Source organism: Austwickia chelonae (assembly GCF_003391095.1).
In the GTDB taxonomy this organism is placed as follows: Bacteria; Actinomycetota; Actinomycetes; order Actinomycetales; family Dermatophilaceae; genus Austwickia; species Austwickia chelonae_A.
In genome coordinates, this window is the sequence record NZ_CP031447.1 from 525,228 (window position 1) to 549,682 (window position 24,455).

Annotated in this window: 20 protein-coding genes; 7 read left to right on the top strand and 13 right to left on the bottom strand. The window is 65.2% G+C overall.

Annotation, left to right across the window (positions count from 1 at the left end; all coding sequences use genetic code 11):
• Window positions 1-212: 212 nt before the first annotated feature.
• Window positions 213-1,184 (top strand): CPBP family intramembrane glutamic endopeptidase, encoded by a 972-nt coding sequence (locus DX923_RS02330; RefSeq protein ID WP_116112407.1) that lies wholly within the window; start codon window positions 213-215, stop codon window positions 1,182-1,184.
• 57 nt (window positions 1,185-1,241) lie between these two features.
• Here the strand turns inward: DX923_RS02330 and DX923_RS02335 are convergent, their stop codons facing one another.
• Window positions 1,242-1,727, bottom strand: a complete 486-nt coding sequence (locus tag DX923_RS02335; RefSeq protein WP_116116105.1) for a glutathione peroxidase — start codon at window positions 1,725-1,727, stop codon at window positions 1,242-1,244.
• Window positions 1,728-1,874: 147 nt separating this feature from the next.
• Between DX923_RS02335 and DX923_RS02340 the strand changes: the two genes are divergently transcribed.
• Window positions 1,875-2,297 carry a GNAT family N-acetyltransferase gene (locus DX923_RS02340; RefSeq protein WP_116112409.1) on the top strand — a complete coding sequence of 141 codons (423 nt, stop codon included), beginning with the start codon at window positions 1,875-1,877 and terminating at the stop codon, window positions 2,295-2,297.
• 101 nt (window positions 2,298-2,398) lie between these two features.
• Here DX923_RS02340 and DX923_RS02345 read toward each other — a convergent pair whose 3' ends face one another.
• The 3 genes from DX923_RS02345 to DX923_RS02355 are packed head-to-tail and all read right to left on the bottom strand — an operon-like array spanning window position 2,399 to window position 5,454.
• Window positions 2,399-3,163, bottom strand: coding sequence for an ABC transporter ATP-binding protein (locus DX923_RS02345; protein ID WP_116112410.1), 765 nt, complete (start codon window positions 3,161-3,163; stop codon window positions 2,399-2,401).
• Entirely contained in the window at window positions 3,160-4,290 is a 1,131-nt protein-coding gene (locus DX923_RS02350) for a FecCD family ABC transporter permease (RefSeq protein ID WP_240322706.1), read from the bottom strand. The genes DX923_RS02345 and DX923_RS02350 overlap by 4 nt, the downstream gene beginning before the upstream one ends.
• Window positions 4,291-4,296: 6 nt before the next feature.
• Complete coding sequence (locus DX923_RS02355) at window positions 4,297-5,454, bottom strand: ABC transporter substrate-binding protein (protein ID WP_116112412.1); 1,158 nt, start codon at window positions 5,452-5,454, stop codon at window positions 4,297-4,299.
• A 269-nt stretch (window positions 5,455-5,723) separates the two neighbouring features.
• Here DX923_RS02355 and DX923_RS02360 point away from each other — a divergent pair, with 269 nt between their 5' ends.
• Complete coding sequence (locus tag DX923_RS02360) at window positions 5,724-6,200, top strand: cupin domain-containing protein (RefSeq protein ID WP_116112414.1); 477 nt, start codon at window positions 5,724-5,726, stop codon at window positions 6,198-6,200.
• Window positions 6,201-6,463: 263 nt separating this feature from the next.
• Here DX923_RS02360 and DX923_RS02365 read toward each other — a convergent pair whose 3' ends face one another.
• Together DX923_RS02365 and DX923_RS02370 are read right to left on the bottom strand one after the other, a co-directional pair.
• Window positions 6,464-6,664, bottom strand: a complete 201-nt coding sequence (locus tag DX923_RS02365; protein WP_116112415.1) for a DUF4177 domain-containing protein — start codon at window positions 6,662-6,664, stop codon at window positions 6,464-6,466.
• A gap of 74 nt (window positions 6,665-6,738) precedes the next feature.
• Window positions 6,739-8,781 carry a neutral/alkaline non-lysosomal ceramidase N-terminal domain-containing protein gene (locus DX923_RS02370; RefSeq protein WP_162872723.1) on the bottom strand — a complete coding sequence of 681 codons (2,043 nt, stop codon included), beginning with the start codon at window positions 8,779-8,781 and terminating at the stop codon, window positions 6,739-6,741.
• A gap of 375 nt (window positions 8,782-9,156) precedes the next feature.
• Here DX923_RS02370 and DX923_RS02375 point away from each other — a divergent pair, with 375 nt between their 5' ends.
• The gene (locus DX923_RS02375; RefSeq protein ID WP_162872724.1) at window positions 9,157-9,567 is read left to right on the top strand and encodes a hypothetical protein; all 411 of its coding nucleotides are present in this window, start codon (window positions 9,157-9,159) and stop codon (window positions 9,565-9,567) included.
• Window positions 9,568-9,656: 89 nt separating this feature from the next.
• Here the strand turns inward: DX923_RS02375 and DX923_RS16070 are convergent, their stop codons facing one another.
• Window positions 9,657-10,691, bottom strand: coding sequence for a hypothetical protein (locus tag DX923_RS16070; RefSeq protein WP_162872725.1), 1,035 nt, complete (start codon window positions 10,689-10,691; stop codon window positions 9,657-9,659).
• 347 nt (window positions 10,692-11,038) lie between these two features.
• Complete coding sequence (locus DX923_RS02390; protein WP_162872726.1) at window positions 11,039-11,779, bottom strand: hypothetical protein; 741 nt, start codon at window positions 11,777-11,779, stop codon at window positions 11,039-11,041.
• An 821-nt stretch (window positions 11,780-12,600) separates the two neighbouring features.
• Here DX923_RS02390 and DX923_RS02395 point away from each other — a divergent pair.
• The gene (locus DX923_RS02395) at window positions 12,601-13,662 is read left to right on the top strand and encodes a hypothetical protein (RefSeq protein WP_162872727.1); all 1,062 of its coding nucleotides are present in this window, start codon (window positions 12,601-12,603) and stop codon (window positions 13,660-13,662) included.
• Here the strand turns inward: DX923_RS02395 and DX923_RS02400 are convergent.
• Window positions 13,652-14,890 carry an MFS transporter gene (locus tag DX923_RS02400; RefSeq protein WP_162872728.1) on the bottom strand — a complete coding sequence of 413 codons (1,239 nt, stop codon included), beginning with the start codon at window positions 14,888-14,890 and terminating at the stop codon, window positions 13,652-13,654. The two genes, DX923_RS02395 and DX923_RS02400, sit on opposite strands and share 11 nt — an antisense overlap.
• Window positions 14,891-15,026: 136 nt before the next feature.
• Here DX923_RS02400 and DX923_RS02405 point away from each other — a divergent pair, with 136 nt between their 5' ends.
• On the top strand, window positions 15,027-15,710 hold the full coding sequence (locus DX923_RS02405) for a DUF2625 family protein (protein ID WP_116112428.1): 684 nt from the start codon (window positions 15,027-15,029) through the stop codon (window positions 15,708-15,710).
• Between the two features lie 66 nt (window positions 15,711-15,776).
• Here the strand turns inward: DX923_RS02405 and DX923_RS02410 are convergent, their stop codons facing one another.
• The 4 genes from DX923_RS02410 to DX923_RS02425 are packed head-to-tail and all read right to left on the bottom strand — an operon-like array spanning window position 15,777 to window position 23,202.
• Window positions 15,777-20,177 carry a glycoside hydrolase family 38 C-terminal domain-containing protein gene (locus tag DX923_RS02410; protein WP_116112429.1) on the bottom strand — a complete coding sequence of 1,467 codons (4,401 nt, stop codon included), beginning with the start codon at window positions 20,175-20,177 and terminating at the stop codon, window positions 15,777-15,779.
• Between the two features lie 5 nt (window positions 20,178-20,182).
• On the bottom strand, window positions 20,183-21,016 hold the full coding sequence (locus DX923_RS02415) for a carbohydrate ABC transporter permease (RefSeq protein ID WP_116112431.1): 834 nt from the start codon (window positions 21,014-21,016) through the stop codon (window positions 20,183-20,185).
• Window positions 21,016-21,882 carry a carbohydrate ABC transporter permease gene (locus DX923_RS02420; RefSeq protein ID WP_116112433.1) on the bottom strand — a complete coding sequence of 289 codons (867 nt, stop codon included), beginning with the start codon at window positions 21,880-21,882 and terminating at the stop codon, window positions 21,016-21,018. Before DX923_RS02420 ends, DX923_RS02415 begins: the two co-directional genes overlap by 1 nt.
• Before the next feature lie 27 nt (window positions 21,883-21,909).
• Window positions 21,910-23,202: an extracellular solute-binding protein gene (locus DX923_RS02425; protein WP_116112434.1), complete on the bottom strand. Its 1,293-nt coding sequence runs from the start codon at window positions 23,200-23,202 to the stop codon at window positions 21,910-21,912.
• 150 nt (window positions 23,203-23,352) lie between these two features.
• On the opposite strand from DX923_RS02425, the gene DX923_RS02430 reads away from it, so the two are divergent.
• Window positions 23,353-24,405, top strand: coding sequence for a LacI family DNA-binding transcriptional regulator (locus DX923_RS02430; protein ID WP_116112436.1), 1,053 nt, complete (start codon window positions 23,353-23,355; stop codon window positions 24,403-24,405).
• Window positions 24,406-24,455 lie beyond the last annotated feature (50 nt).

The following is a 24,455-nucleotide window of genomic DNA, read 5'->3' on the forward strand; positions in this document are numbered from 1 at the left end:
CCGGGTGGAAAGGGGTGCGCCCGGCTCACTCGGCATGTCATCCAACGAGATCGTAAAAGTCGCTGTCAGATTTCAGCTTTGATGCAGGACTCTTCATAGATGTCCTGGCACGCTGGCGGGGCCGACCCGTGGCCCGGCTCCGCTGCTCACCGGAGCCGGGCCACGTCATCCGATCGGTGACCTCATGCTTTCGATCAGAAAGGGCGCCCCTCATGCCTGATCCGGACCTGCACACCCACCACGTGAATGACACCAGGACTTCTGGTCGGGGAGCTGCGCAGGCCGGGCGATGGGGCACCGACTACTTCCGGATGGCGACGAGATCGCCGCGGTACCGGTGGTGGGTGCCTCTCATTGAAGTCGCCCTGCTCTACGTCGGCTACCTCGCGTTGGTCTTCGTCGTGGTGATGATCGCGACGGCGCTGAAATTGGTGGCCCCTGATCACACCAACTTCATTCAGGGAGTGGGCAATCAGGCCGGCATCGCGCCGTCCAAGCCGATCGACTTCACGTTGACGACGCTTTCGCTGATCATCCTCGTACCTGCAGCGATGTTCGCCGTCCGGTACGGTGGGCGCCGTCCGGTGGGAGGGCTGTTCGCGGTGTGTGGGTGGCTGAACACGTCGCTGTTGTGGCGTTCGACGAAGCTCATCCTGCCGGTCTACGTGGTGTCGACAGCTGTTCCGATGTTTTTCTTCGACTACACCTTCAGCATCACCGCGAGTGCTCTCATCGGCGCGCTCCTCGTTGTCATTCTCATCCCGTTGCAGGCGGCCGCTGAAGAAGTGGCCTTTCGTGGGCTGATGGGGCAGGTGCTCGGGGCGTGGACGAAAACCCCGGTCATCCCGATCGTCCTTCCGGTGATTCCTTTCCTGCTCGCCCACAGCTACGACTTTTCCGGGATGTTCGCGTTGGCGGTCTTCTCGATCTGCATGGGGATTCTGCTCTGGGTCACCGGTGGTTTGGAGATCCCGATGGTGATGCACGCGATCAGCAATATGACGGCGCTGTTTCCCGTGGCTTTCGGCGCTGGGGCGGTCTCCGACACGGTGAGTCTGACGGTCGTCGTCTACCAGAGCGCGTTGACCATCGGGTTGACGGTTCTGATCATCCTGCGTCCGCAGGTCGTCGGTGTCACCAGTTGGAAGACCTCGTCGGCTCCCGAAGGGAAAACGGCGAGCTGAACCGACCGTGCCCAGCCGTCGGAGGGCGGTCGGGCACGGCTGGGGTCGATGGCCTGTTCAGTTGCGGGCCAGGGCGGCTTCGATGTCGGCGCGCAGGTTCTCCGGTTTGGTGGTCGGGGCGTACCGTTTGATGACCTGCCCGTCCTTGCCGACCAGGAACTTCGTGAAATTCCACTTGATGCTGTCGGCGATCACGCCGCGTTTCTGCGAGCGCAACCAGACGAAGAGCGGGTGGGCGTCGTTGCCGTTGACGTCGACTTTGTCGAACATGTGGAAGCTGACGCCGTAGTTCTTGGTGCAGAATTCGCCGATCTCGTCGGCGTCGCCAGGTTCTTGCCCCGCGAACTGGTTGCAGGGGAAGCCCAGGACGGCCAGGCCTTGGTCGGCGTAGTCGTGGTGGAGTTTCTGCAGGCCGTCGAGTTGTGGGGTGAGGCCACATTGGGAGGCGGTGTTGACGACGAGGACGACCTGCCCGGCGTAGTCGGACAGTTTCTTGTCCTCGCCGGTGAGGGTGGTGGCGGTGAAGTCGTGCAGGGAGGCCATGGTGTCGTCCTTCGATTCGGAGGTGGTGAACTCTGGATAAGTATTGCGCACAATTTAGTTGTGTACAACTAGGTGTTGTCGGACCTGTCGGTGGTTCGTCCGTCGAAAATGACTGGGCTGCCGTTTGATTCGTGGAAATATCTCGCTATGACCATGCCATCGGGCTACGTGCTTCACCGCGGAACGCCCGCCATCGAGGACTACCTCCGGCTCCGTCGCGAGTCGGGTCTGACGCCACGAACCCCCGCTCAAGCCGAAGCCGGGCTCCCCGGAAGCTGGGCGGCCTGCCATGTCACCCACGGCGATATCGGCCCTGCCGTGGCCATGGGTCGGGTCATCGGCGACGGCGGCTGGTACTTCCACATCATCGACATGGCCGTACTGCCCGAGCATCAACGGTGCGGGCTCGGTGACGCCGTGCTCACCTGGCTGCTCACCCGCATCCGTGAAGACGCCCCCGAAGGGGCCTTCGTCTCCCTGATGGCCGATCCGCCCGGCCGTCCGCTCTATGCCAAACACGGCTTCAGCGAACGGCGTGACCTCTCCATGGGGATGGCCATCTGGAACTGAGTCGGCGACTCGGATTCCACTAATAAAGAACCGAAACCTGAGCACCGAGTACGGTGCCCAGGTCCCGGTTCCAGGTTCCAGTTGAAGGGGTGGGGACGTGGTCAGTGGGTGAAGCCCACCGGAGCCACCACCGGTACCCCCTCGTCGGAGAGCACCTTGGCCTCCACCCGGTAGGTCGACGAGAGGGTCTGCGAGGTCAACACCTCGGCCGGGGCCCCGAAGCCCACGCTCGCCCCGTCCCGCAGCACCAGCAGGTGGTCGCAGAACCGGGCCGCCAGGTTCAGGTCGTGCATCGGCACCAGGGAGACCCCGTCCACCGCCGCCGTCCGCGCCCGCACATAACCCAACACCTTGATCTGATGGTGCAGGTCCAGGGCCGACGTCGGCTCGTCCAACAGCATGACCTGCGGGCGACGCACCGTCATCTGGGCGATCCCGGCCAACTGGCGCTGCCCGCCGGACAGCTCGTTCAGATAGCGGTTGGCCAGGGCGGCGATGCCCAACTCCTCCAGGCACGAATAGGCCGTGGTGATCTCCTCGGCGCTGGTGTGCCAGGACGACCGGCGCCGCAGACCGACCAGCACCGACTCCAAGACCGTCAACGCCACATCGCCGGGCGGATCCTGCGGCACATAGCCCAGCACGTCACGCCGCTGCCGGGCCGACAGCTCGACGCCCTCGGTATCCACCACGCAGATCCGCCCCTCCCCGTGGTGGATCCCGGCGATGAGCTTCATCAAGGTCGACTTGCCCGAACCGTTCGGCCCGAGCACGCCCACCACTCCACCGGTCGACGGCATGGACACCCCGGCCAGGGCGACCCGCTTGCCGTAAGAGAACCCGATGTCCTGCAGAGCCAACTTCACCGGGCACCTCCGAAGGAGTTACGGCGGCGGGTCGTGATGATCAACACGAACACCGGCACCCCGACCGTCGCGGTGAGAATGCCCACCGGCACCGCCACCCCGGGCACGATCACCAGGCTGAGCGCATGCGCCGACGACAACAACGCCGCCCCGGTCAACAGCGACGCCGGCAGCAGATACCGCTGGTCCTCCCCGACGAGCACCCGGGCCACGTGCGGGCCGACCAGGCCGATGAAACCGATGATCCCCACGAAGGACACCGACACCGCCGCCAGCAGGGATACCGCCAACAACGAGACGATCCGCACCCGTCGTACGTCGACCCCCAGGGCGGCGGCGCGGGCGTCACCGAAACGCATCGCGGTCAGCTTCCACCCGTTCGCCGCGAACCCCGGTACGGCGAGCGCCAGTGCGACGCCGACGAGGGTGATCGCCGGCCAGGTGGCGCGCTGCATCGACCCCATGCTCCAGAAGACGATCTGTTGCAGGCTCTCGGTGCTGGCGTTGTACTGCATGAGCGCGGACAGGGCTTGGAAGAGGAAGACCATCGCGATGCCGAAGAGGACCACGGTCTCGGTGCTGGCTCCCCGCCACATCGACACGGTGGAGATCACCGCGGCCGCGGCGAGGGCCAACGTCCCGGCGAAGACGGTGAGGGTGTGGTCCTCCAGGAAGGGCACGGTCAGGCCGGTCACGATGGCCAGCGCTGCACCGAAGGCCGCTGCGGCGGAAACACCCAGGGTGAAGGGCTCGGCGAGAGGGTTGTCCAGGATGGTCTGCATCTGTAAACCACCCAGGGAGAGCGCGGCGCCGACGAGGACAGCCAGCAGTGCCGGGGGGAGGCGCAGGTTCCACACGACGGTGCGGGTCTGGGCTTCGACGGCGTCCGGGGTGAGGATCGCCCAGAGCACGTCGGTGAGGCTGTAGCCGAGGGGGCCCAGGGCGATGCCGGTGAGGAAGGTCAGGACGACCACGGCGGCCAGGGCGATCAGGGTGAGCGAGCGTTGTACGGCTCGTCGTCGGACGATGCGGAGCTGTTCGTGGGCGCCGGGCACGCCGACGGCGCCGGAGAGCGGGGTGATGCTCTCCGGCGCCTCGGCTGCGGCGCTGGTGGACCGTGCGGACATGCCCGGTCAGTTCACCGACGCGATGACGGTGCCCTCGGCGGGGAAGGGCATGAACTTCTCGGAGAACTCCTGCCAGTTCTTCTCCGGGTCGAGGTCGGCGAAGAGTTCGGGCTGCTGCCATTTCGCGAAGGCCTGGTAGGCGACGAAGTTGTAGGGCGCGTCGTAGAACTGGTGGTAGATGCCGTGGACGGTGCCCTCCTTGAAGGCGGTGAGGTGCTCGAATCCGGGCTGCTGTTGCAGGGCCTTCAGGGAGGCGACGGCCTGGTCCTTGGGGGTGTCGTAGCCGATGTCGACGAAGGTGGTCCTCGATTTCTCGTCGATCTTCTGCTTCGCCCAGGCGCCACCGGTGGCGATGATGTGTCTGGGCTGGCTGGCGATGATCTGCTCGGGGGTGATATCCCCTTCTTCACCGGTGAGGATCGAATCGGCCAGGTTGGTGCCGCCGACCTGGGTGAGCATGAGGCCGAAGTTGCTGCCCTTCCAGGTCGAGCAGCAGGGTTTGAGGCCGGGGGCCCGCCACATCAGGGTGGTGGGTTTGTTGGTGGCGCTCTCGGCCTTCTTCATGATCGGTTCGACGGCGCCCTTGTAGTAGGTGAGGAAGTCCTCGGCCTGCTGGTTGCGGTCGAGGAGCTTTCCGAGGGCGCGCATCGTGGTCTCGGTGTTCTTCGTGGGGTCGACCCGGAAGTCGGTGACGACGTATTTCAGTCCGGCTTTGTCGAACTGGTCGAGCAGGCCGGACTGTTTCGCGGCGCGCATCGAGTCCAGGGTCATCACGTAGACGTCGGGTTTGTGGGCCAGGAGGGCTTCGACGGAGAGGTCGCTGGAGCGGACTGCGCCGATCTTGGGTACGTCGGCGGCCTTGGGGGTGGTTTTCAGCAGCCGCTGGTACATGTCGGGGGCGGCGCTTTCCATGTCGGATCCCCAGGCGACGACCTTGTCGATCGGGTTGTCCTTGTTGAGGACCATGCTGGCGTAGGCCTGGCGTTGTTCGCCGAAGATGACACGTTCGGGTTGTTTGTCGAAGGTGACGGTGCGTCCGGCCGCGTCGGTGACGGTGACGGCGGTCTTGCCTGCTTTGGCGTCGCCGCCGGGGGCAGTGTCACAGGCGGTGAGGAGGAACGAAGTGGTGATGAGCCCCACCGCGAGGGCCGGCTTGAGCTTCACGGGAATCCTGTCGCATCGAAAGTTCACAAAAGCAAGGAAAGCCTAACCTAAGGGGCGATTGGTATGACCGGGACCTTCCGGTAGATCCGCAGGCCACCGGGCCATCTCGTACCGAAGAAGGCGAAAAAAGAGGAGTACCAAGATGATTCGCTATCGCAGCGATTGAGCGGATCAACCGGTGCGGATCGGCTCTTCCTCATCGCTGACACAGCCACTTGTCAGTGGTCGATGCGAGGATGAACAGACCGCCACCCGGAAGGAAGGTCGTCGTGGACATCACCGACATCGGACCCAAACCACAGGTCTTCAACCTGGAAGACGCCACCCTGGAGAACGACCACTACCGACAGGTCGCCTGGACGGGCAAATACCTCCAGCTCACCCTCATGGCCATCCCCGTCGGCGAAGACATCGGCCTCGAAGTACACCCTGAAACCGACCAGTTCCTCCGCCTCGACGGCGGTCGCGGTCGCGTCCAGATGGGCCCCGCCGAAGACCAGCTCGACCAGGAATGGGAAGTGGAGGACGGACACGCCGTCTTCGTCCCCGCGGGCATGTGGCACAACATCACCAACATCGGTGACGAACCCATGCGGCTCTACGCCGTCTACGCCCCCGTCCACCACGCCCAGGGCAAGATCCACCCCACCCAGGCCGACGCCGAAGCCGACGAAGACTCCGGCAACGACGAACCGCCGTCGTGGACCGTGCAGCCCGGCATCGGCAAACCCGACCAGCACGCCTGAACACGAGGCACCCTCGGCAACACTGACATCGACCGGCCCGGCTCGTCAGCTGGGCCGGTCAGCCACCCATCGGCGATCCGGCGACACACCTGCTCGACAGCGCATGGGCAGGGCCGCAGCAGGTCGTCGAAGACCTGCGCCACAGAACGGTTCGAGGCCGAGGCTGAGAAAACCTGATCGTAAGATTGCCGGTCACACAAAAGGCGTCAGCCGAAATGCCCACACCTGACATCATTCTTCGCTGCCTAAGGATGAACCCGCCCTCAGCGAGCCACCCGCTCGAATGTGACCAGGAGCCCTTCGACCCCGCCAGGCCCGATCCGCCCTTTGACATCGACGGACGAGATCGCCTTGAGCTGCCAGCCATCGCTGGCATGGTCGTTCAGCACCCGCTCCAGCTTCGCGCCGCTCATCTTGCCGCCGATCAGGCCTTCGCGCAGTTCCACCACTTTGTACTCGTACATCGTGTCCTCCTCGGGCATTCGTAGGGCACGACTCTAGGGGGTCGAGGACGCAGCGCCTATGTCCTGCTGCCCGGTCACTTCACGTCGAAGGGCTCTCCTTCTCCGACGATCGCTTCAAGCCGCCCGCCAGGGACCTTCGCGTCGCCGGTGTACACGAACCGGTAGGTGCCCGGCCGGGCCTCGGCGGGGACCGTCCAGCTCAGCGCAACTTTCGAGGACGCCACTCCGACCCGGGTCCAGGAGAACCGGGTGTCCGGGTCGTTGTCATCGGCGACGCGTTCCCACCCGGTGGTGGTGCGTCGTTCGACCCGCATCAGGCTGGTCCGGCGGCTGACACTGTTGTTCGGGTGGGCGCCGACGAAATCGGCCTGCACGGTACTGCCCGCTGCCACCGCACGGGGCTTGTCGCCGAGCCCCGGCCCGGCCACCTGCTGCCCGAAGTGTTCTCCCGGGGTCGGAGCGTCGTGGACGACCTTGCCCACGGCGCTCTCGACGGTGACCTTCGGGCTGGGCGGAACCCCCATCGCCACAGGGGTCCCGTCACGCAGCGCTCTGCCCAGATGAGCGACCACCCCTTCGAGGACAGGCACCGTCCACCGGCCGAAAACCGTCGCGCCGCCTTCGTAGTCCTGCCGGGTGTACTCCTGCGGAGTGGTGAAGTAATGCCCGTACGCATTGGTGACGCTCTGCAGGAACACCCGCTCCGGGGAGACCCCAGCGGCACGGGCCAGCACATGCCGCATCCGCACCCCAGCCGCGGCGGTGAGCTCACCGGGCATCCCGAGCAGGACGACATCTCCGATCCGGAACACCTGAACCGGCAACACCGTCTGCACGCCGTCGACCAGCCCCGACCGGAAGAGGAACTTCTTCGGAGCCTGGCAGCGACGCAACACCGGATTCAGCGCATAAGCAGTATTCGTCTGTGACTCGAAAGGCGTGTTCCCGTCCGGTCCTTCACTGAGGAAAGGCGGCCCGCCGCTGCCGTCCTCGGTGCTGCCCGCACCGAAGGAAGCACCCAGGACCGGCTCACAGGTGCGTTCGTCACCACCACTACCGGTATACACAGCGGACGCATCCTGATGCGGCATGTCGACGTAGACGATGCGGGCATCGACACCGCCGGCCACCGCACGCCGCGCTGTCTGCGCCGGATCGTACGCAGCCCGGAACTGACGCTCGCCGATGACCCTCATGTTCTCGAAAGGATCCTCCGTGGGCCCACTGCCCGGCTTCAGGTTCAGATTGGACGAGGCATCACCGCCATTGCTCATCGCGAACCCCGCCACCATCGCCGGGTTCACGCCCTGCGCGACAGCCTCGTAGTCGACCCCGGCGGTGCGCCGCTCCCACAACCACTGCGCATACCCCTTGTTGTCCGTCGAGATCAACCGGTTCTTCGCCGTAAGACTGGTGGGATGCGTGGCGAACCAGTTCAACGCGCCGACGGTCCGCCCACCCCGATCGAAGGTCAGCGTCTCCGACCGGGGATCGATCCCGCCCGGCAGCTCCGCCTTCACCCCAGCCGGATTCAACTCGTGGGCGCGGCGGCTACGGTTCACCGACGCCGTGGTGAGCCGAGACGCGCTCTGATGGATGCTGGTCGGCGCCAGGTCGGCCTCGGCGCGGGCCACCGCAGCGAGTACACCGTCGGTGAGCGCCCGGAAAGTATCTCGATGAGTACCCATCGTGGTGACGTTGTACAGGCTGTACTCACCGGTCCCGCCCGGCGTGGCATGAGTGTGGATACCCGCGATCATCACATTGGACTCCCCGTACCGGTCGCCGTAGACGGCAGCCAGCCGGGCCAGGATCTCCCGACGCATCTTCGACTCCCCGGTGAGGATGTCACCGAGGACGTACAACAGCCGTTTCCCACTGGCCGGGTCCGCGATGACGAAGGCCCGGGCGTGCTGGCGCATATGGACCCCAGCGGTGAGCTGCTTCCCGTCGCCGTACCCGGCCATACCGTTCTCACCCGGTTCACCGGTGATATCGGCCAAACCGCGACCCACCAGGTAGGTGCCCGGCCCGCTCGGCGCACCCACGGCAGGCGACGCCGTAGCCGGGACGACCGCGGCCGACAACGGAAGAACGACCGCCGCAGCCAGAGCCATCCGCCGACGGGCTCCAGAGCGACGACACCGCCCGGGATGAACGAGCCGCCCTCGACCACCCGGATCACCGAACGGCCGAAAGACAAACTGGGGATGATGCGCCATAGGGGAGCTCCTCGTCGAGCCGGGCCTCCCCGAAGCCGGGCCGCACTCGAGAAGACCCGAGTCGGACAGCCCGTCCTGGCAGGCTGCGGGGTGCCGATGTCCGATGGTCGGTTCCGTCCCTGGGCCCGTCCGCGTGACACGAAGAGTAGCCCCCACCCACCCCGGGGCGAGAAGGCACCGGTGACACGGCGTGTCAGGCTTGGGCCGATGCCACCTTCTTGATAGGTCTGCCTCGCGATGGTTGCGACGCGACACCCAGGAGGCGGCCCGATGGAGGGAGGCAGAACCCAGCACAGGAGGGCACCCGACCGCCCGCATGTGGTGGAAGGTGTCCCCGAACTGGTGTGGTCCGTCTTCGTGCTGTCGGTCTTCGCCGTCGGTGAAGACCCGGACGGCCCGATCTCCATCCAGAACCCGGTGGCAGGCTTCAGCTGCATCGCACTGGGCGCACTGATCTTCTGGTGGGCCTTGCGCTGCGCATTGTCACGGGCAGTGCGTGTACGGGGCTACCCGGTGAAAGTGCTGCTCTTCTGCGGGGCGGTCGTCGGCGCGCTCGCGATGTCCGAGGGGACGTGGATGCGGGTCGGCGTGGTGGTGGCGACGGCAGTCCATTGTTCGTGGGTGAACGAGTGGTGGTGGCATCGCCGGCCGATCTCGGTGGGGAACAACCGTCCGGGGTGACGGTGCGGCGCGGCGTGGCGCGTGACTGATCGGAGGCGCAAGGTTTCTGCGCCTCCGATCAGCCGGTCAGGAATCAGTGTCCTTCCTGGTCATCGGCCTGCCGGGGTGGTGGCCGGTGTGCCCGCGGGGGGTGTCGTCGAGGCCGGGGCCTTCGGTGTCACCGTGGCGGGTCGTGGTGCGGGTGCCGCAGGAGCTGTCGGGGTAGCGGGTGCTACCGGGGCAGCCGGTGCGGGGGCGGCAGGTTTCGGTGCTGCCGGTGCCGGGGCGACAGGTATCGCGGGTTTGGCTGCTGCCGGCGCCGGGGGAGCGACGGGCTTCGCTGCACCGGGCTTCGGAGCGACGGGGGCGACGGGGGTGACCGGGGTGGTCGCGCGGGCCGCCGCTGCTGCAGCGACTGCGGGCGGGATCACCGTGGTCGGCACCTTTTCGGCGTTCCGGGTGGCCAGGACGTCGGTGGGGTTGTCGTAGAACTGGACCTTGACGGCATTGGTCAGGGGAGCGGTGCCACGGGTGGCGCGGGGTTTCGACCAGGTTCCGTTGAGATTGCAGCCTTGGCGGGTGCCTTCGTAGGAGATGACGTTGAAGCCGTAGCTGGCGCGGGCGGTCTTGCCCGGCGGCACCTTGTACGGGCCGATGGTCTGGCCGACATTCCAGGCCATCGAGTGTTCGAGGGTGGGCGTGATCGTCGCTTTGACCACGGAGAACAGGTCGAAGCCGAAGCTGCCGGAGACGGAGGCCCGGAAGGTCTTGGTCTTCGACAGGCTCTGGGTCAACGGCAGCGGCTCGCTGGTGTTGTTGGTGGTCTCGATGGCGCCGGAGGCCTTGAAGTGGGCATGCACCTTGGTGATGGTGATGCGGGTGTCCTGCCAGGCGTTGCAGACGGGGTTGGCGTTGAGGATGTTGCGTTTCTGGGGCTGGCGCCGGTTCTCCTGGACGAAGGGCAGCGCAATGTCCTTGACGCCGATCACCCCGTGGGGGTTGCTGGTGGTGAGGACGGTGGACGCCAGCTCTGAGGGTTGGGCGTCGGCCGGGGAGGCGGCATGTGCGGCGTTGAAGGGGATGAAGGTGACGGTGGCAGCGAGCGCTGCAGCGCCCGAGATCATGCGCAACAGACGGCGAGTCAAGGCGATCACTCCTGTCAGGAGGCTGAAGGGGTCTCATCTGCGAGATCCCCGGCAACATTCCGTGACTCACGTATCGCCTGACCATATTTTTTACATATTCTTTTGATAAATGTTATCAATCGTTGATCTTTTGGTCCACTTATGCTCCATTTACCCGGACCGGGCCTTCTTGATCGAACGGTCCTGAAAAGACATTCGTGAACGGGACATGACGAGGGCCGGGCTCCAGCGCCGTCGCGCGGAAGTCCGGCCCTCGTCTGTGCGTGGTCGGTGGGTGTCACGCCCCTCTGGGTGGTCGACGTACGGCCGATCGGTCGATCGCAGGGGCGTGGCTCACCGGAGTCGGATCAGCCCCGAGGTTTGGCCGCCGGAACGACGGCAGTGGGGACCTTCTCGGCCGAGCGTGAGGCCATCACATCGGCAGGGTTGTCGTAGAACTGCACGTGCACATTGCTGGCCACCGGGGCGGTGCCTCTGGTGTACGTGGGCTTGGCCCAGGTTCCGTCGAGATTGCACCCCTGGCGGGTGCCTTCGAAGGAGATCGTGTTGAAGCCGTAGCTGGCGCGGGCGGTCTTGCCCGGAGGGACCTGGTAGGGGCCGATGGTCTGGCCGACGTTCCAGGCCATGCTGAACGACAGCCCCGGGCTGATCGTGGCCTTGACCGCAGAGAAGACGTCGAACCCGAAGCTTCCGGAGATCGACGCATTGAAGGTCTTGGTCTTGGTCAGGTTCTGGGTCAGCGGCAGCGGGCCGCTGGTGTTGTTGGTGGTCTCGATGGCGCCCGAGGGCTTGAAGTGGGCATGCACCTTGGTGATGGTGATGCGGGTGTCCTGCCAGGCATTGCAGACCGGGGCAGGGTTCAGGATGTTGTGGCGCACCGGGTGACGTCGGTTTTCCTTGACCACAGGAAGTTTGACGTTCTTCACCCCGAGGATCCCTCCGGGGTTGGTCGTACTGGCCGGCGCTTCGGACGATGCTGCGGTCGGCGCAGCCGGTGAGGCGGCGTGCGCAGCGCTGAGGGGGACGAAGGTGACTGCGGCAGCAAGAACGGCAGCCCCCGAGGCCACGCGCAACAGACGGCGAGTCAAGGCGATCACTCCTGTCAGGAGGTGAGGTGTGTGGACTCTTCTGTGAGCCCGGTGGTAATACTCTGTGAATTCCATTGACTCAAACAAATTTTTTACATTTTCTTGTAATAAATGTTACAAAATTTTGACCTATCCATCTTGTTATGCACTATTTGCCCAGAACTTGAGATCTTGGTGGTTCGGATTCGGATCCGGTGGTGATAAATCGGACATCCCCTGGCATCCGGGAGAGGTGTGAAGGGTGCGCGGGTTGCGCCGGGTGTGACTCTGATGCGAGTGAGTGTCTGTAACCCATTGGGATGCCGGGTGGCAATGACTTCGGCATGCGCATTTTCTCGACGATGATGCTATTTGCGGGATTGACATAGCGCCGAAGTGGCGTGATCTATCGCCCAGATATGAAGATTTCCTGCTTATTCTCTGTGAATATCTGACGGTAGAATTTAAATATCCAATCGGATGGGGGTGATCTGGGTGTCGAAGACGGGAAATTTCTTGCCGGCCATGAGGTCTGGATTGTCCGGTTTCTCGTCGTGGTGTACATGAATTTTCGACCTGACCTGGGCCGGGAAAGGTCAATGACCAGGTCGGATCACCGATGAGGGGAAATCTCCTCTCCACCATCGGCAGATATGCCATACCTTCTTCAATCCGAATTGAAGCGATGTGATATCACGGAGCTGCGGAAAAGTTGCGGACATGTCTGACCACCGCATCACATGAATGTCGGCCAGCCAGGAGGGCGCCCGACAAACCACGGGGAGTCATCAACCATGTGGGCTCGAAAGAATCGTGCGACCAGGCGCACCACATCATCAGTCGTGCTGGCTGTCGTCGGAGCATTCGTCGTCACCACCGCCGGATGCGGTGGCGACACACCCGCTGCGACAAGCTCCGGCACCTCCAGCCCATCCCCGGTGGTCTCAGCGCCGACGGTCTCCCCAGCACCGGCGCCCACTCCCGTGGACGAAATGTCCCCCCGTGGGCAAGTCGGTGACACCCGGCACCGCACCGCCAAACCAGCCCAGCACGCCCACCACGGCTCCCCCTCCTTCTTCGGGTCCGGGCGCTGCACCTCCTACGTGGTCTCCGCGAACGGCCGCGCCCTGAACTGGCACGAAATCCGCAATACCTCAGTGGGCGCACCCTTCACCCTGGGGCAGGCACCTTTCACCCCCGTTCGAGCCGCCTACACCGGCGGTGGCGGAGACATCAGCAACCGCATCTCGGAATTCGCCGCCACCGACACGCAAGGCAAGCTGCACCTCCTGCGATCCACCGTCACCGGGGCGGCCAACGGGAGGCCAGCCTCCGCGCAGGTCACGTCCGCACTGCTCGGACACGGTTTCGCCGGGATCTCCGCCATCGGCGGCCGCACCTGGATGCCGAGCAACGGCCGAGGCGAGATCTATGTGATCGACGCTGCCGGTCGGCTGCAGAGATACCTCGTTCAAGGAACCCCGGAAGCGCCCCGGCTCTCCCCGCCGGTCACCCTCGCCAGCGGATTGACCGGAGTCACCGCACTCAAGGTCGACACCCTCCACCTGAACGGCGTCGCTGCCGCCGACCCGGATGCCACCAGAGTCCTCTTCACTCAAGGTTCCACCCTGAAACAGGTGATCATTCGCGCCGACGGGCGCTCCTACACACCCATGAACCTGATCCGACCGCTGCCACCACTCAACCAGGCCACCGCGCTGAGCCGGATGACCTGCATCGGCAACGATGGACGGGTGAACAACCACGGCGGAATCGTCGTACACCGACCAACAGGAGCCGCAACGATCCTCGGCGGCACCTACGGCGTCAACATCCCCGTCCCCACAGGTCTCAGGCCGGTAGGAGTCGCCACCAGCGCTGTCCCCGGGCTGCTCATGGGGTGACCGGCGTCATGGGCTCATGAGGAGCGCGCTGCCGACGCGGCAGGAAGGACGCGAAGACCACCCCGCAGGCGAAAGCCAACCCGGACACGGCCCAGATTCCTACTGTCAAGGAGAAGATCGCCGTCGACGCGGCCACCACCGCAGGACCGCCCACCGCTCCCAGGTCGCCCAGGAAACGACAGACCCCGAGGAACTGGGGACGGCCGCGATCCGGCGAACCATCCGCCGAAATCGTCATGACGATCCCTGAACCCAGCCCATTGCCCACCGCGACCAGCCCCGCCACCGCCAACAGCGGCAGGAGCCCATCGGTCAATGGCAACAAGGCGAAAGCCAGGGTCATCACCGCAGTCATCGGTATGGCTGCCGCCCGGCGGCCGTAGCGGTCCATCACCCATCCGCCGGGGTAGAACAGCATCGTGTCCACAGCCCAGGAGAACGCCACCACCAAGGACACCTGCGTGTCCGCAAGCCCCAGATGATGCCCCCACAACGGCAGCACCGACTGACGAGTACTGCGCACCGCGGAGAGCAGAAGGATGCCTACCCCCAATGTGGCGTAGAACCGACGATGATTACGCACCACATCGGCGATGCGGACCTGGCCGACCGTTCCGCCCTTGCCCTGGACTTCCGCCGTGCCCGCCGTGCCCGCCGTGGCAAGGCCGGTCGGCAAGGGCGGCAGCAACCAGGACAGCGCAGCAGTGATCACCATCGTGACCGTCGCCAACGCGAACACCGCAGGCCGCCCGGCCACCCCCAAGAGCCCGGCCCCGCTCAACGGCCCGAGGAACATCCCCACCCGCATCACCCCGCCCAAGGTCGACAGGGCACGCGCCCGGTGGCTCACCGGGACGGCCTCCGTCAGATAGGTCTGCCGGGCCAGGGCGAAGACGACCATCCCCGTGCCGAGCAGGAAGACCAGGACGACCAAGGCCCACAGCTGGGAAATCTGGACCATCAACGCAAGAACCAGGGCGCTGAACAGCGCTGACGTCGTCATCGCACCCCGCTCGCCGACCCTGGCGGTGAATACCGAGGCCGGAAGGGACGCGCTCAACGCCCCGATCATCTCCAGGGTCAGCACCAGTGCGGCCTGCGCCGGAGACGCACCCAGGTCCAAGGCCACCAGAGGGAGCAACGGAGCGATCGCGCCGATCCCGACACCGCTGAGCGCCACCGGTGCGTACACGGTGAGCGCGAGATGTCGCGCTGAAGGGCCGTCCACCCTGGAAGAATAGGGCGGCGGTGGGTCACCGGGCGGCAATGACGCCCACCGGCCGCCACCGTGATCGCAGCCGGACGTCGACGGCGGAACCCCGGAAAGGACCCGCGTCGACGCCAACGAGAGGACGAAGAACACGATGATCGGCGAACAGCCCGTCGAGAGCCTGATCAGTCAGGACGAGGCCTGGCCGCTGGTGCAGGAGTGGGCGGCGGCACGCGGGGCGCGCATCCTCCCCGGTGAGGCAGCAGAGCGTGCCGAAACTTTGCGGGCTTTGCAGGTCACCACGCATTCGGTCCTGGGTTCCCTGGCGTACCACTGTGGGGGAATCGTCGTCGACGACGGCTGGCTTCGTCTTCTTGGCGGCGGGCAGCCTGCCGGCGAGGAGCCGGGGCTGCCCAGTCTGGCCGAGATGAACGGGCTCGGAGAGCGCGGCCAGGACGCTGTCGCGCCGGGCCTGCTGGTGGTCGCCTACGACGTTCTGGGTGGTCTCTTCGGCGTGAACGCCGGTGCACTGCCTGCCGCGCAGGGTGAGATCGCCTATTTCGGTCCGGACACCTTGGAGTGGGTTCCCCTGGAAGCCGGTCATGCCACCTTCGTCGAGTGGGCGTTGACCACCGGTCTGGACGACTTCGCCGGTCATCTGCGGTGGCGGGGCTGGGCGGACGAGGTGCGCAGGCTGACCCTCGACCAGGGGATGACCGCCTACCCGCCGCCGTGGAGCCACGAAGGCCGCGACCTGGGGGCGGCGCGGCGAGCCCCAGCGCCCATCGTCTCCATCTGGGCTTCCCAAGCCACGGCCGCGAAAGGCCTCGCCGACTGACCCTCCCCTGAACAACCGGGACCTGGGCACCATAGTCGGTGCCCAGGTCCCGGTTGAGGGGGTTCGTCAGGGCAGGACGATCAGAGGAACGGCCCGGGTGTACTGGATGCGGCCGGCCCACACCAGCTTCACCAGGACCCACCAGTTGCCCGGTCGGACGTCGGTGTCGGCCTGGACGTCGAAGCGGATCGTCTGGCTTTGACCGGCTTCGACCTCCAGGGCCTGCACCGTCGGGCCGACAATGCCCCACGTGCCCCACGGGCTCACCGGGATCGCCTCACCACAGATCGCGGTGCGCAGATCGTTGCGGACGGTGACCTCGATCGACGTGCGGGTACCTGCGCGGAGCACGACCTGCTCGGTCACGCCGGTGACCGTCAGCCCGGTGCTCCGGGCCGTCGTCCGGGGAAGCCCACCGATCTGGATCTGATGGTCGACCTCGACCCCCGGCGTCGGGGGCAGGATGTCTCCGGGGTCGCCGACCACGACGGTCAGTACGTCCTCGACGAGGTCCTCCCCGATCCGGGTTCGTACGCCGATCAGATAGGTCCCCTCCGGGGTGCCCTTCGGAACGACCACCTCGCACGGTACGAAGAGATGACCACCGGGAGACAGATCGAAGGAGTGCCCGGCCGCAGTGCACGACCACCCCTCAGGTGCGTCGATTTCCACAGCGGAGGACACCGAAGCGTCGACCGACTGACTCGACAGCCGGACCTGTGTCTCGGCGCGGCCCTCGTCGTCGACCCGCAGCACTGTCGGTGAACAGGTCAGACTCACCGGCAGATAGCCCATCGGAGCTGGGCCGCGGTTGTGCAGCCAATACCGGGAGTAGACGGGCTGGACAGGTTCGCATGCCGGCCCGAGCAGGTCACCCTGCGGGTCGCCCACACCGGAGGGGACAGCCACGACCGTTCGGATCTGCGAACCGTTCATCGCCAATTCCAGTGAACGCGAAGAAGTATCGACCTGCAGCTCAGGGATCCCGGGCAAGGGGTCCTCGTGCAGGTCCGCCTCGACGGCCTCGACCCATCCCAGATCGGAGGTGACCGTCGCAGTCACCGGCATGCCGGACAAGGCTGACAGCCGGACAGTGACTCCGTCACGGGCCCGGGGGAGCTGGGCGGATCCACGAGCGATCGGGTTGCCCTGTGGCTTCACCGTCTGGAGGTGGACCGACCCCTCCGGCGCCACGGAGAGGAAGACATGTCGTGGCGGGATCCGACCGTCGTGCGGGGCCTCTTCGCGGGCGGTCAACGGTGCTGAGCGTTCCTGCCCGCGGTGGGCCAGCCGACCGGCCCGCCAGTCACCAGGCCCGGCGAACAAGCTGTAGTCGAATTCGTGGGTCCAGTGCTGTAGTTGGAAAGCTGAGCCGTCAGGGTGGCGGCGTACCGGCGGGTCCAGCCAGATGCCGGACGGCCAGCCGGTGCAGGAACGCATCAAGGACAGGTGCAGGCCGCCGTCGGGAGAGACCGCGAAGCTGGGCAGACCGTAGGAGGAGATCGCGACGGTGTAGTCGTCGGCGAACCGGGTCGGTCCGGCGTCCACACAGCGGGCTTCCATCCGGGCTCCGGTGGACAGCTCCTCGACGAGTTCAGCCACCACCGCCGACAGCGCTTCGGGGGAATCCCCGGCAGCGTCGACGACCAACACCGGAAGGGCACGGATTCCGCGGAGGTCGGCGTGGGGCACCCAGGTCTCTTCGACAGAGCGCTCCGAGGGGACGAAGACCCGGGCCTGGCCACACTCGTCGATCTGACGGGTCAGCTCAGCTGCCTCCGGGCTGCTCTCCAGGATCTCCCTCGCCAGCGGGTTGCGCTCCGGGCCGCCCAGGACGATCCGCACGTCCGGCAGGTTCGAGTCGGCGTGCGACCATCCGTAACGGTTGCCCGTGGCGACGCCGGTCGTCGCGGTGACGCCGACTCGGGCCAGCGCGACCACGAGGTCCCTGGCCAGAGGAGAAGCCTGGTCGAGATCAGGGACGACCACTTCGGCCACGGCGATCGACAGATCTCCTACCGGTTTCCCCGCTGGGTCGTGTACGCCGATCCGAGCCGTCGAGCCCACACCGAAGACTGTGTGCGCGGGGTGGTCCAAGGTCCAAGGAGTCGCTGCGGTATCGGCGTCCGGGTGCGCGAAGGGGCGGCCGATCACGGCTCCGGCGACATCGCTGAACGAACGGCCTCCGGGCACATCGCAGGCGAACTTCACCCGTAGTAGTTCGTCGCTGCCTTCGAAACGGACCACGCGGGTGGTGAAGTCGACCCTGTCCAGGCCTTGCCAGCAGGTGACGATCTGTTCGTAGCGGACCGATCCCACCTGCCCGGTGGCGATGAGCCGTTCCCCGACCGGACAACGCTCGACCCGCACCTGAGCCGGGTTCTCCGCGCTGGAGACGACCTTTCCCTTGGGGAGGAGATGCCAGGGGCCTTCTCCGAAGTCGGGGTGGGCCTCGTATTCGGCGGCCAGCCGCAACTCGGCACCCAGGGCGCCGTCCTGCAGTAGCTCTCGTCCGCTGCGCAGATCGACGATGCTGCTCAGCGCGCCACCGCGTGTCGGATCGGCGACCACGCGGAAGATCTCCGAGGAGATGGTGTGCTCGGTGTCTTCCGAGGTGCCTTCGCACGGAGACTCCCAATGAGGAAGGGGCGCCGCTGCGGTCATGACTCGCCAGGTGCGATGGCCGATGCCGGGCACGTCCTGGGCGACGAAGGCGATCGAGACCGTCGCGGGTCCGTCGCCGTCCGCACCCGTCCCCTGGGATTCGACGACGAAGGGCACCTCGGCGCCGTCGTCGTCGACCAGCCGCAGTCCGGAGCCCTCGGGCCAGGGCACTGACATCCGGGCGACATCGGTCCGAGTGTGTGCCAACGTGTTCACCACGACGACGGCGCGGCCTTCGCCGCGGGTGTCGACGGCGCCGAGCAGGGCCCGCAAGGACGCTTCTCGGACATCGGCGGCCAGGTCGTGGGCTTCACGCCACCCGTGGACGAGATCGAGGTAGACCTGGTCGGATTCGCTGCCGGTGATCGCATCGTGGTGCGAGCCGTAGGCGAGCAGCCGCCACACCTTGTCCATCGCGGCGTGCGGGAACTGGCCCAGCCCGTGGAGTTCGGCGAAGGTCGCCAGTTTCTCGGCGTCGGTCGCCGCGACCTCCACCGCGCGTTGGGCCTGCTTGGTGTCGATGTACGAGACGTCCTTACCCGTGTAGATCGGGTTCATGTCCCGGGACTGCGGGCTGGGGGTGACCCCTCGCGCGTCGAGTTCGTCCTGGACCGCGGCGAAGAAGTCCCGGGGGAGGGCACACACGAAACGTGGCGAGACATAACGGGCGTTCCAGTCGCGGTGGATCTGGGTGACCCACTTGTTCGGCGGGGTGTAGTCGGTGCCGACCGGCAGCATGGTGTTCTTGCTGGAGGCCACCGAGGCCAGCTCCAGGAAGAGCCGGTAACACTCGTCCTCGGCTTCCTGGAGGTCCTTGGAGGAGTCCATCCACCAGCCGGCGGAGTAGTGGGCCGGCATGTAGTGGGTGGTCACGCCGTTCCCGCTGGGGGAGATCCACTCGAACTCGGCGGGGAACTGCATATTGCGGATGTCGCCGTCGTCGCTCTTCCACCCGGTCGACATCGGACCCCACTGGTGGTGCGGGCCCCGTGCCCAGGCGGTGCTGGTGAGCCCGGCGTCGGCGACGAGTCCGGGGAACTGGGGGTCGTGGCCGAAGACGTCCAGTTGCCAGGCCGTGCTGGGGTTCGCCTCCATGATGTCGCGTTGGTAGCCCATGCCGTGGACGAAGTTGCGGATCGTCGTCTCCGAGCAGATCAGGTTGGTGCTGGGCTCGTTGTACGTACCGCCCATGATCTCCAGGCGGCCTTCGGCGACGAGTTGTCTTACGGTCTCGCGTTCTTCGGGGCAGGTATCCCAGAAGGGCTTGAGGTAGTCGACCTCGGCGAGGACGAAGGAGTAGTCCGGGTCGACCCGGGCCTTCTCCAGGTGCATCTTCACCAGGGCGATGCCGTTGTGGTCCCATATGCGCCGGGTCGAGCCGTCGTTGCCGGGCAGTTCGCCGCGGTCGGTGTACGCCGCCTGGGTGTTCCACCACACCGGGTCGTAGTGGAAGTGGTTGATCAGGAACATGGTCCACCCGGTTTCGGCGACTTCCAGCTCGGTCGTCACCGATGACTGGTCGGGGTCGTATCCGGAGGCGGTTTCGTCGACCTCCAGGGTCACGGTGATCGGGACACGTTCCTTGACCTCGTGTCGGGAGTCGATCTCGACCGGGATCTCGAGTCGCGGCCCGTCTCCCGGGGCGATCTCGACCGACCCGGTGACGCCGTCCCCGACGACCTGCACCCGAGCTGCGGCAGGGGCCGGAGCATCGAGTTCGGCCTGGACGACCTGGGCCGGTCCGTCCGGGGTGCTGACGAAGCACCAGGTGGAACGCGCAGAGGCGAGAGCAACAGCAGTCATCTGAATCATCCCTTTACAGCGCCCTCCGAGACGCCCTTGAAGAAGAAACGGTGCAGAGCGGCGAAGAAGAGGACGATCGGGATCAACGCGATCATCGTTCCTGCGGCGATGAGCCGGGGGTCGTTGACGAAGGTGCCTTTCAGGTGGGCGAGCCCGACGGTCAGGGTCATCATGGACGGGTCTTGGAGCACCAGCAGCGGCCAGAGGAAGTCGTCCCAGGCGCCGATGAAGCTGAAGATGGCGATGATCGAAATCGTCCCGGTCACATTCGGAATGCCGACGTAGAGCAGCCGTTGCCAGACGTTCGCCCCGTCGACGACGGCGGCCTGGTCGAGTTCGACGGGGATCTGGTCGAAGGCGTTGTACATGAGTAGGACGTTGATCGCGCCGATCAGCCCGGGTAGCGCGACGCCGTGGAGCGTGTTGGTCAGACCCATCGTGTTGATCAGCTGGAACTGGCTCATGATCGTGGCCTCACCGGGCAGGATCAGCGTCGACAGGAAGAGCCACAGCACGATCTTCTGCCCGCGGAACTGCAACCGGGAGAGTGCATACCCGGCAAGAGTGCAGCCGACGACATTGCCGACCACGACCATCACGGCGATGACCAGGGAATTGCCGATGTAGGACCACACCGGGATCACGTTGGCGACCCCGATGTAGTTCTCGAGGGTCGGCTGTTCGGGCAGGAGACTCGGCCGGGCCGTGTTCACATTTTCGTACTTGCTTTTCAACGACGTGGACAGCTGGTAGAGCATCGGCCCCAGCGAGATGATGGCGAGGAATGCCAACAAGGTGTAGCGCCAAATGTATTCGCTTGCTTTGATCCGGCCGTTCATCACTTCTCCCGCATCCGTGCCAGGACGAGCAACGGTCCCAGGCAGATGAAGAAGAGCAGCACGGACAAGGCGCAGGCGTAACCGAGATGTCCCTGCATGCCTGCGCCGTTCTGCTGGATCAGCATGACCACGCTGGACGCCCGCCCGCCCGGCCCGCCCAGTCCTCCGGAGAGGATGTGCGGTTCGGTGAACACCCGCAGAGCGGACACGGTGATCATCACCGAGACCAGCAGCATGGTGGGCCGGACCCCGGGCAGGGTCACGGTGAAGAAGCGGCGGATCACCCCGGCGCCGTCAACAGCAGCCGCTTCGTACAGGGTGCGGTCGATGGCGCCCAGGTTGGCCAGGTAGATCACCATGTACCAGCCCAGGCCCTTCCAGACGGTCAGGCTGATCGCCGAGAAGATGAGGAGCCACCGGTCCTGCAGGAAGGGCAAGGGCCCTGAGATGAGGTCGGCTGCTTTCAACAGCCCGTTGACCACGCCTCGGTCGTCGAGCAGCCACTGCCAGATCAGGGCGACCACCACGGCGGAGGCCACGACCGGGAAGTAGAAGACCGTGCGGAAGAAACCGATGCCCGGGAGATTCTTTTGTACGAGCATCGCCAACAACAACGGCAGAATCGTCAACAGCGGAAGACAGACGACCATATAGATGACGCTGTTGAGGATCGCATTGAGCAACTGGTCGTCGTGCAGCATTCGCTCGTAGTTGGCCAGCCCGGTGAAGTGGCCGCCGCCAAGCATTCTCACATTGGTGAAGGAGAGCACCACGGTGTTGATCGCCGGGAAGATGCTGAAGACCACCAGGAGGATCAGCGCAGGCAGGATCATCACCCATGGGGCATACCAGCGGTGAAAACGCATCCGTGCGTCCTTTTCTTGATTTCAGGATCAGTAGTTGAGCAGCGAGTTCGCTTTCTGGACGGCGTTGTCGACGGCTTGTTGTGCCGTGATCCGTCCGGTCATCGCATCGGCGATCTGCTGGTCCAGGTATTTCTCCATCGGGTTGCTCCACAGCGGAGGAGCCGGGATCTTCGCGTTCGACAGGGATTTCCAGGCCATGACGGTGGCGTCTTGGTGGGCGCTGCCGTCGGAGCGGGAGAAGATCTCGTCGCTGTTCTTCCCCTTCGATCCGGGGAAGTAGCCTTTGGCCTTCGTCTTCGTGGTGAAATTGATCTGGTTCTCGTCATTGGTGACGAATTTTGCGAAGGCCAGTGCCGCCTTGGCGTTCTTGGACTTGGCGTTCACCGACAAGGCTTGGGCCCACAGGGGTGGATTTCCGATCGCCGGGGCGGCCACGATCTTCGGCGAGAGGATCGGGTTGGTCTCGCCGACCTTCTCGATGAAGCTGCCGCCAGCCGTCGTCCAGGCGACCTGTTCCTTCTTGAACATCTCGGAGTTGCCCTGGTATTCGCTGGTCAGGATGCCTTTCGGCATATATCCGGCTTGGTAGGCCTTGGTGTATTTTTCGACGACCTCAGCTGCGGCTGGGGTGTTGAAGACGAATTTCTTCTGCTCCTCGTCCATGATCGGAACGCCCGCACCGGCGATATCGGCGATATTGGGCTTACGGCTCATCATGGTGATTTCGCCGCCGGTCTTCTCGTGCATCTGCGCGGCCTGCGCGATCAGGTCGTCGAGGGTCTTCGGCGGGTTGGTTTTCGGGTCGAGGCCAGCCTTGGTCATCAACTCGGTGTTGAAGAAGTTCGCGTCGGTTCCCAAATACCAGGGGAGGCCGAAGGTGCCGCTTGGTGAGCGGTAGGTGTAAGCGCCCAGGCCTGCCTTCTGATATGTCTTCTCGATGTCCGGTATGGACTTTTTGACGTCGAGCAGAGCCCCTGCTTTGGCGGCACTGTAGGCGATGTCCGGAGGCAGGTTGACGACATCGGGAAGATTGCCCGAGGTGATCTGGCTGGCGACCTTGTCGGAGTATCCTTCGCCGGGCTGGTCGATCCAGTTGACTTTGACCTTGGGGTTCTTGGTTTCGAAGTCCTTGATGAGGGCGTCGAAATATTCCTTGAAGTTCGATTTGAGTGACCACGACTGGAAGGACACCTCACCGCTCAGCTCACCTGAGGTGTCGATGGCTCTGTCCGATTGGCTCTGATCGTTCGACCCAAGGCCACAGCTGGAGACGAGGGCGACGGTGACGGCCAGTGCGAGGGCGCGGGGGCGCATGCTCATTCTCGATCTTCTCCCCTATGAGAAGTTCCGGGTTCTCTTCGAGTGAGTTTACGCATTTCCCTGCCGGAGGAGAACCGGTTTAGATTTTTTGACTATGTACTGAGCGGTTATGGCTGTCAAGGGGTTCGGCGCTGTGACACGATTCAGCCCATGGGGAGGGTGACCATCAACGACGTTGCTCGACAGGCAGGGGTCTCCAAGAGCTCTGCCTCATTTGCGCTCAACGGTCGGCCGGGGATCTCCGAGGCCACTCGGGCTCGGGTGCTCGAAGCAGCGGCTGCTCTGGGCTGGCAGCCGCATTCGGCTGCTCGAGCGCTCTCCCACTCCAGGGCGGACATGGTCGGCCTGGTGTTCTCCCGGCCGGCCCGGACCCTCGGGGTCGAGCCGTTCTTCGGGCAGATCCTCTCCGGGCTCCAGGAGGGATTGCGGGGACAGTCGATGGGGCTCCAACTGGCTGTGGTCGACGGGCACGAGGACGAGATCGAGCTCTATCGGCGATGGTGGGGTGGTCGGCGGGTCGACGGGGTCGTCCTGGTCGACGTCCACGAGCAGGACTCGCGGATATCTGCCGTGCGCACATTGGGGCTCCCCGCCGTGGTGATCGGTGCAGATGCCGACGAATGTGAAGGTATGGCAGCGATTCCCGCGGATGACGAGGGTGCTATGACCCGGATCCTCGACTATCTCGCCGCGTTGGGGCATCGCCGCATCGCGCACGTGGCCGGTCTGGCGACATTGCGGCACACCCGCAGGCGGATCGCGGCGGTTGCGCTGGCACGGGAGCGATTGGACCTGGAGAGCGCGGAATCGTTGTCGACGGACTTCTCCGATGTCCAAGGAGCCGACGCCACCCGGGAGTTGCTCAGTCGACATCACACTCGGCCCACGGCGATCGTCTACGACAGCGACCTGATGGCGGTCTCCGGGATGGGCGTTGCCCATGAAATGGGTTTCAGTGTTCCTCAGGAGCTCTCGCTGGTGTCCTTCGACGACTCGGTGTTGGCCCGGTCGATCCACCCGGCGATGACGGCTCTGCACCGCGATGTCTTCGCCCTGGGTCGGCTTGCCGCACAGGCCTTGCTCCAGGAGATTGCCGAGCCGGGGAAGAGCCTGGTGTTTCCGGCGGAAAGACCCCGGATGGTGGTGCGGAAGAGCACCACTTCTCCGGCCTCCACAGCAGGAGCTGAACCGGTTTTGCCATGAATTCTTCGGGACGAGTCCTGAGAACTGCCCTGAAAGCAGTCCGCCGCCCC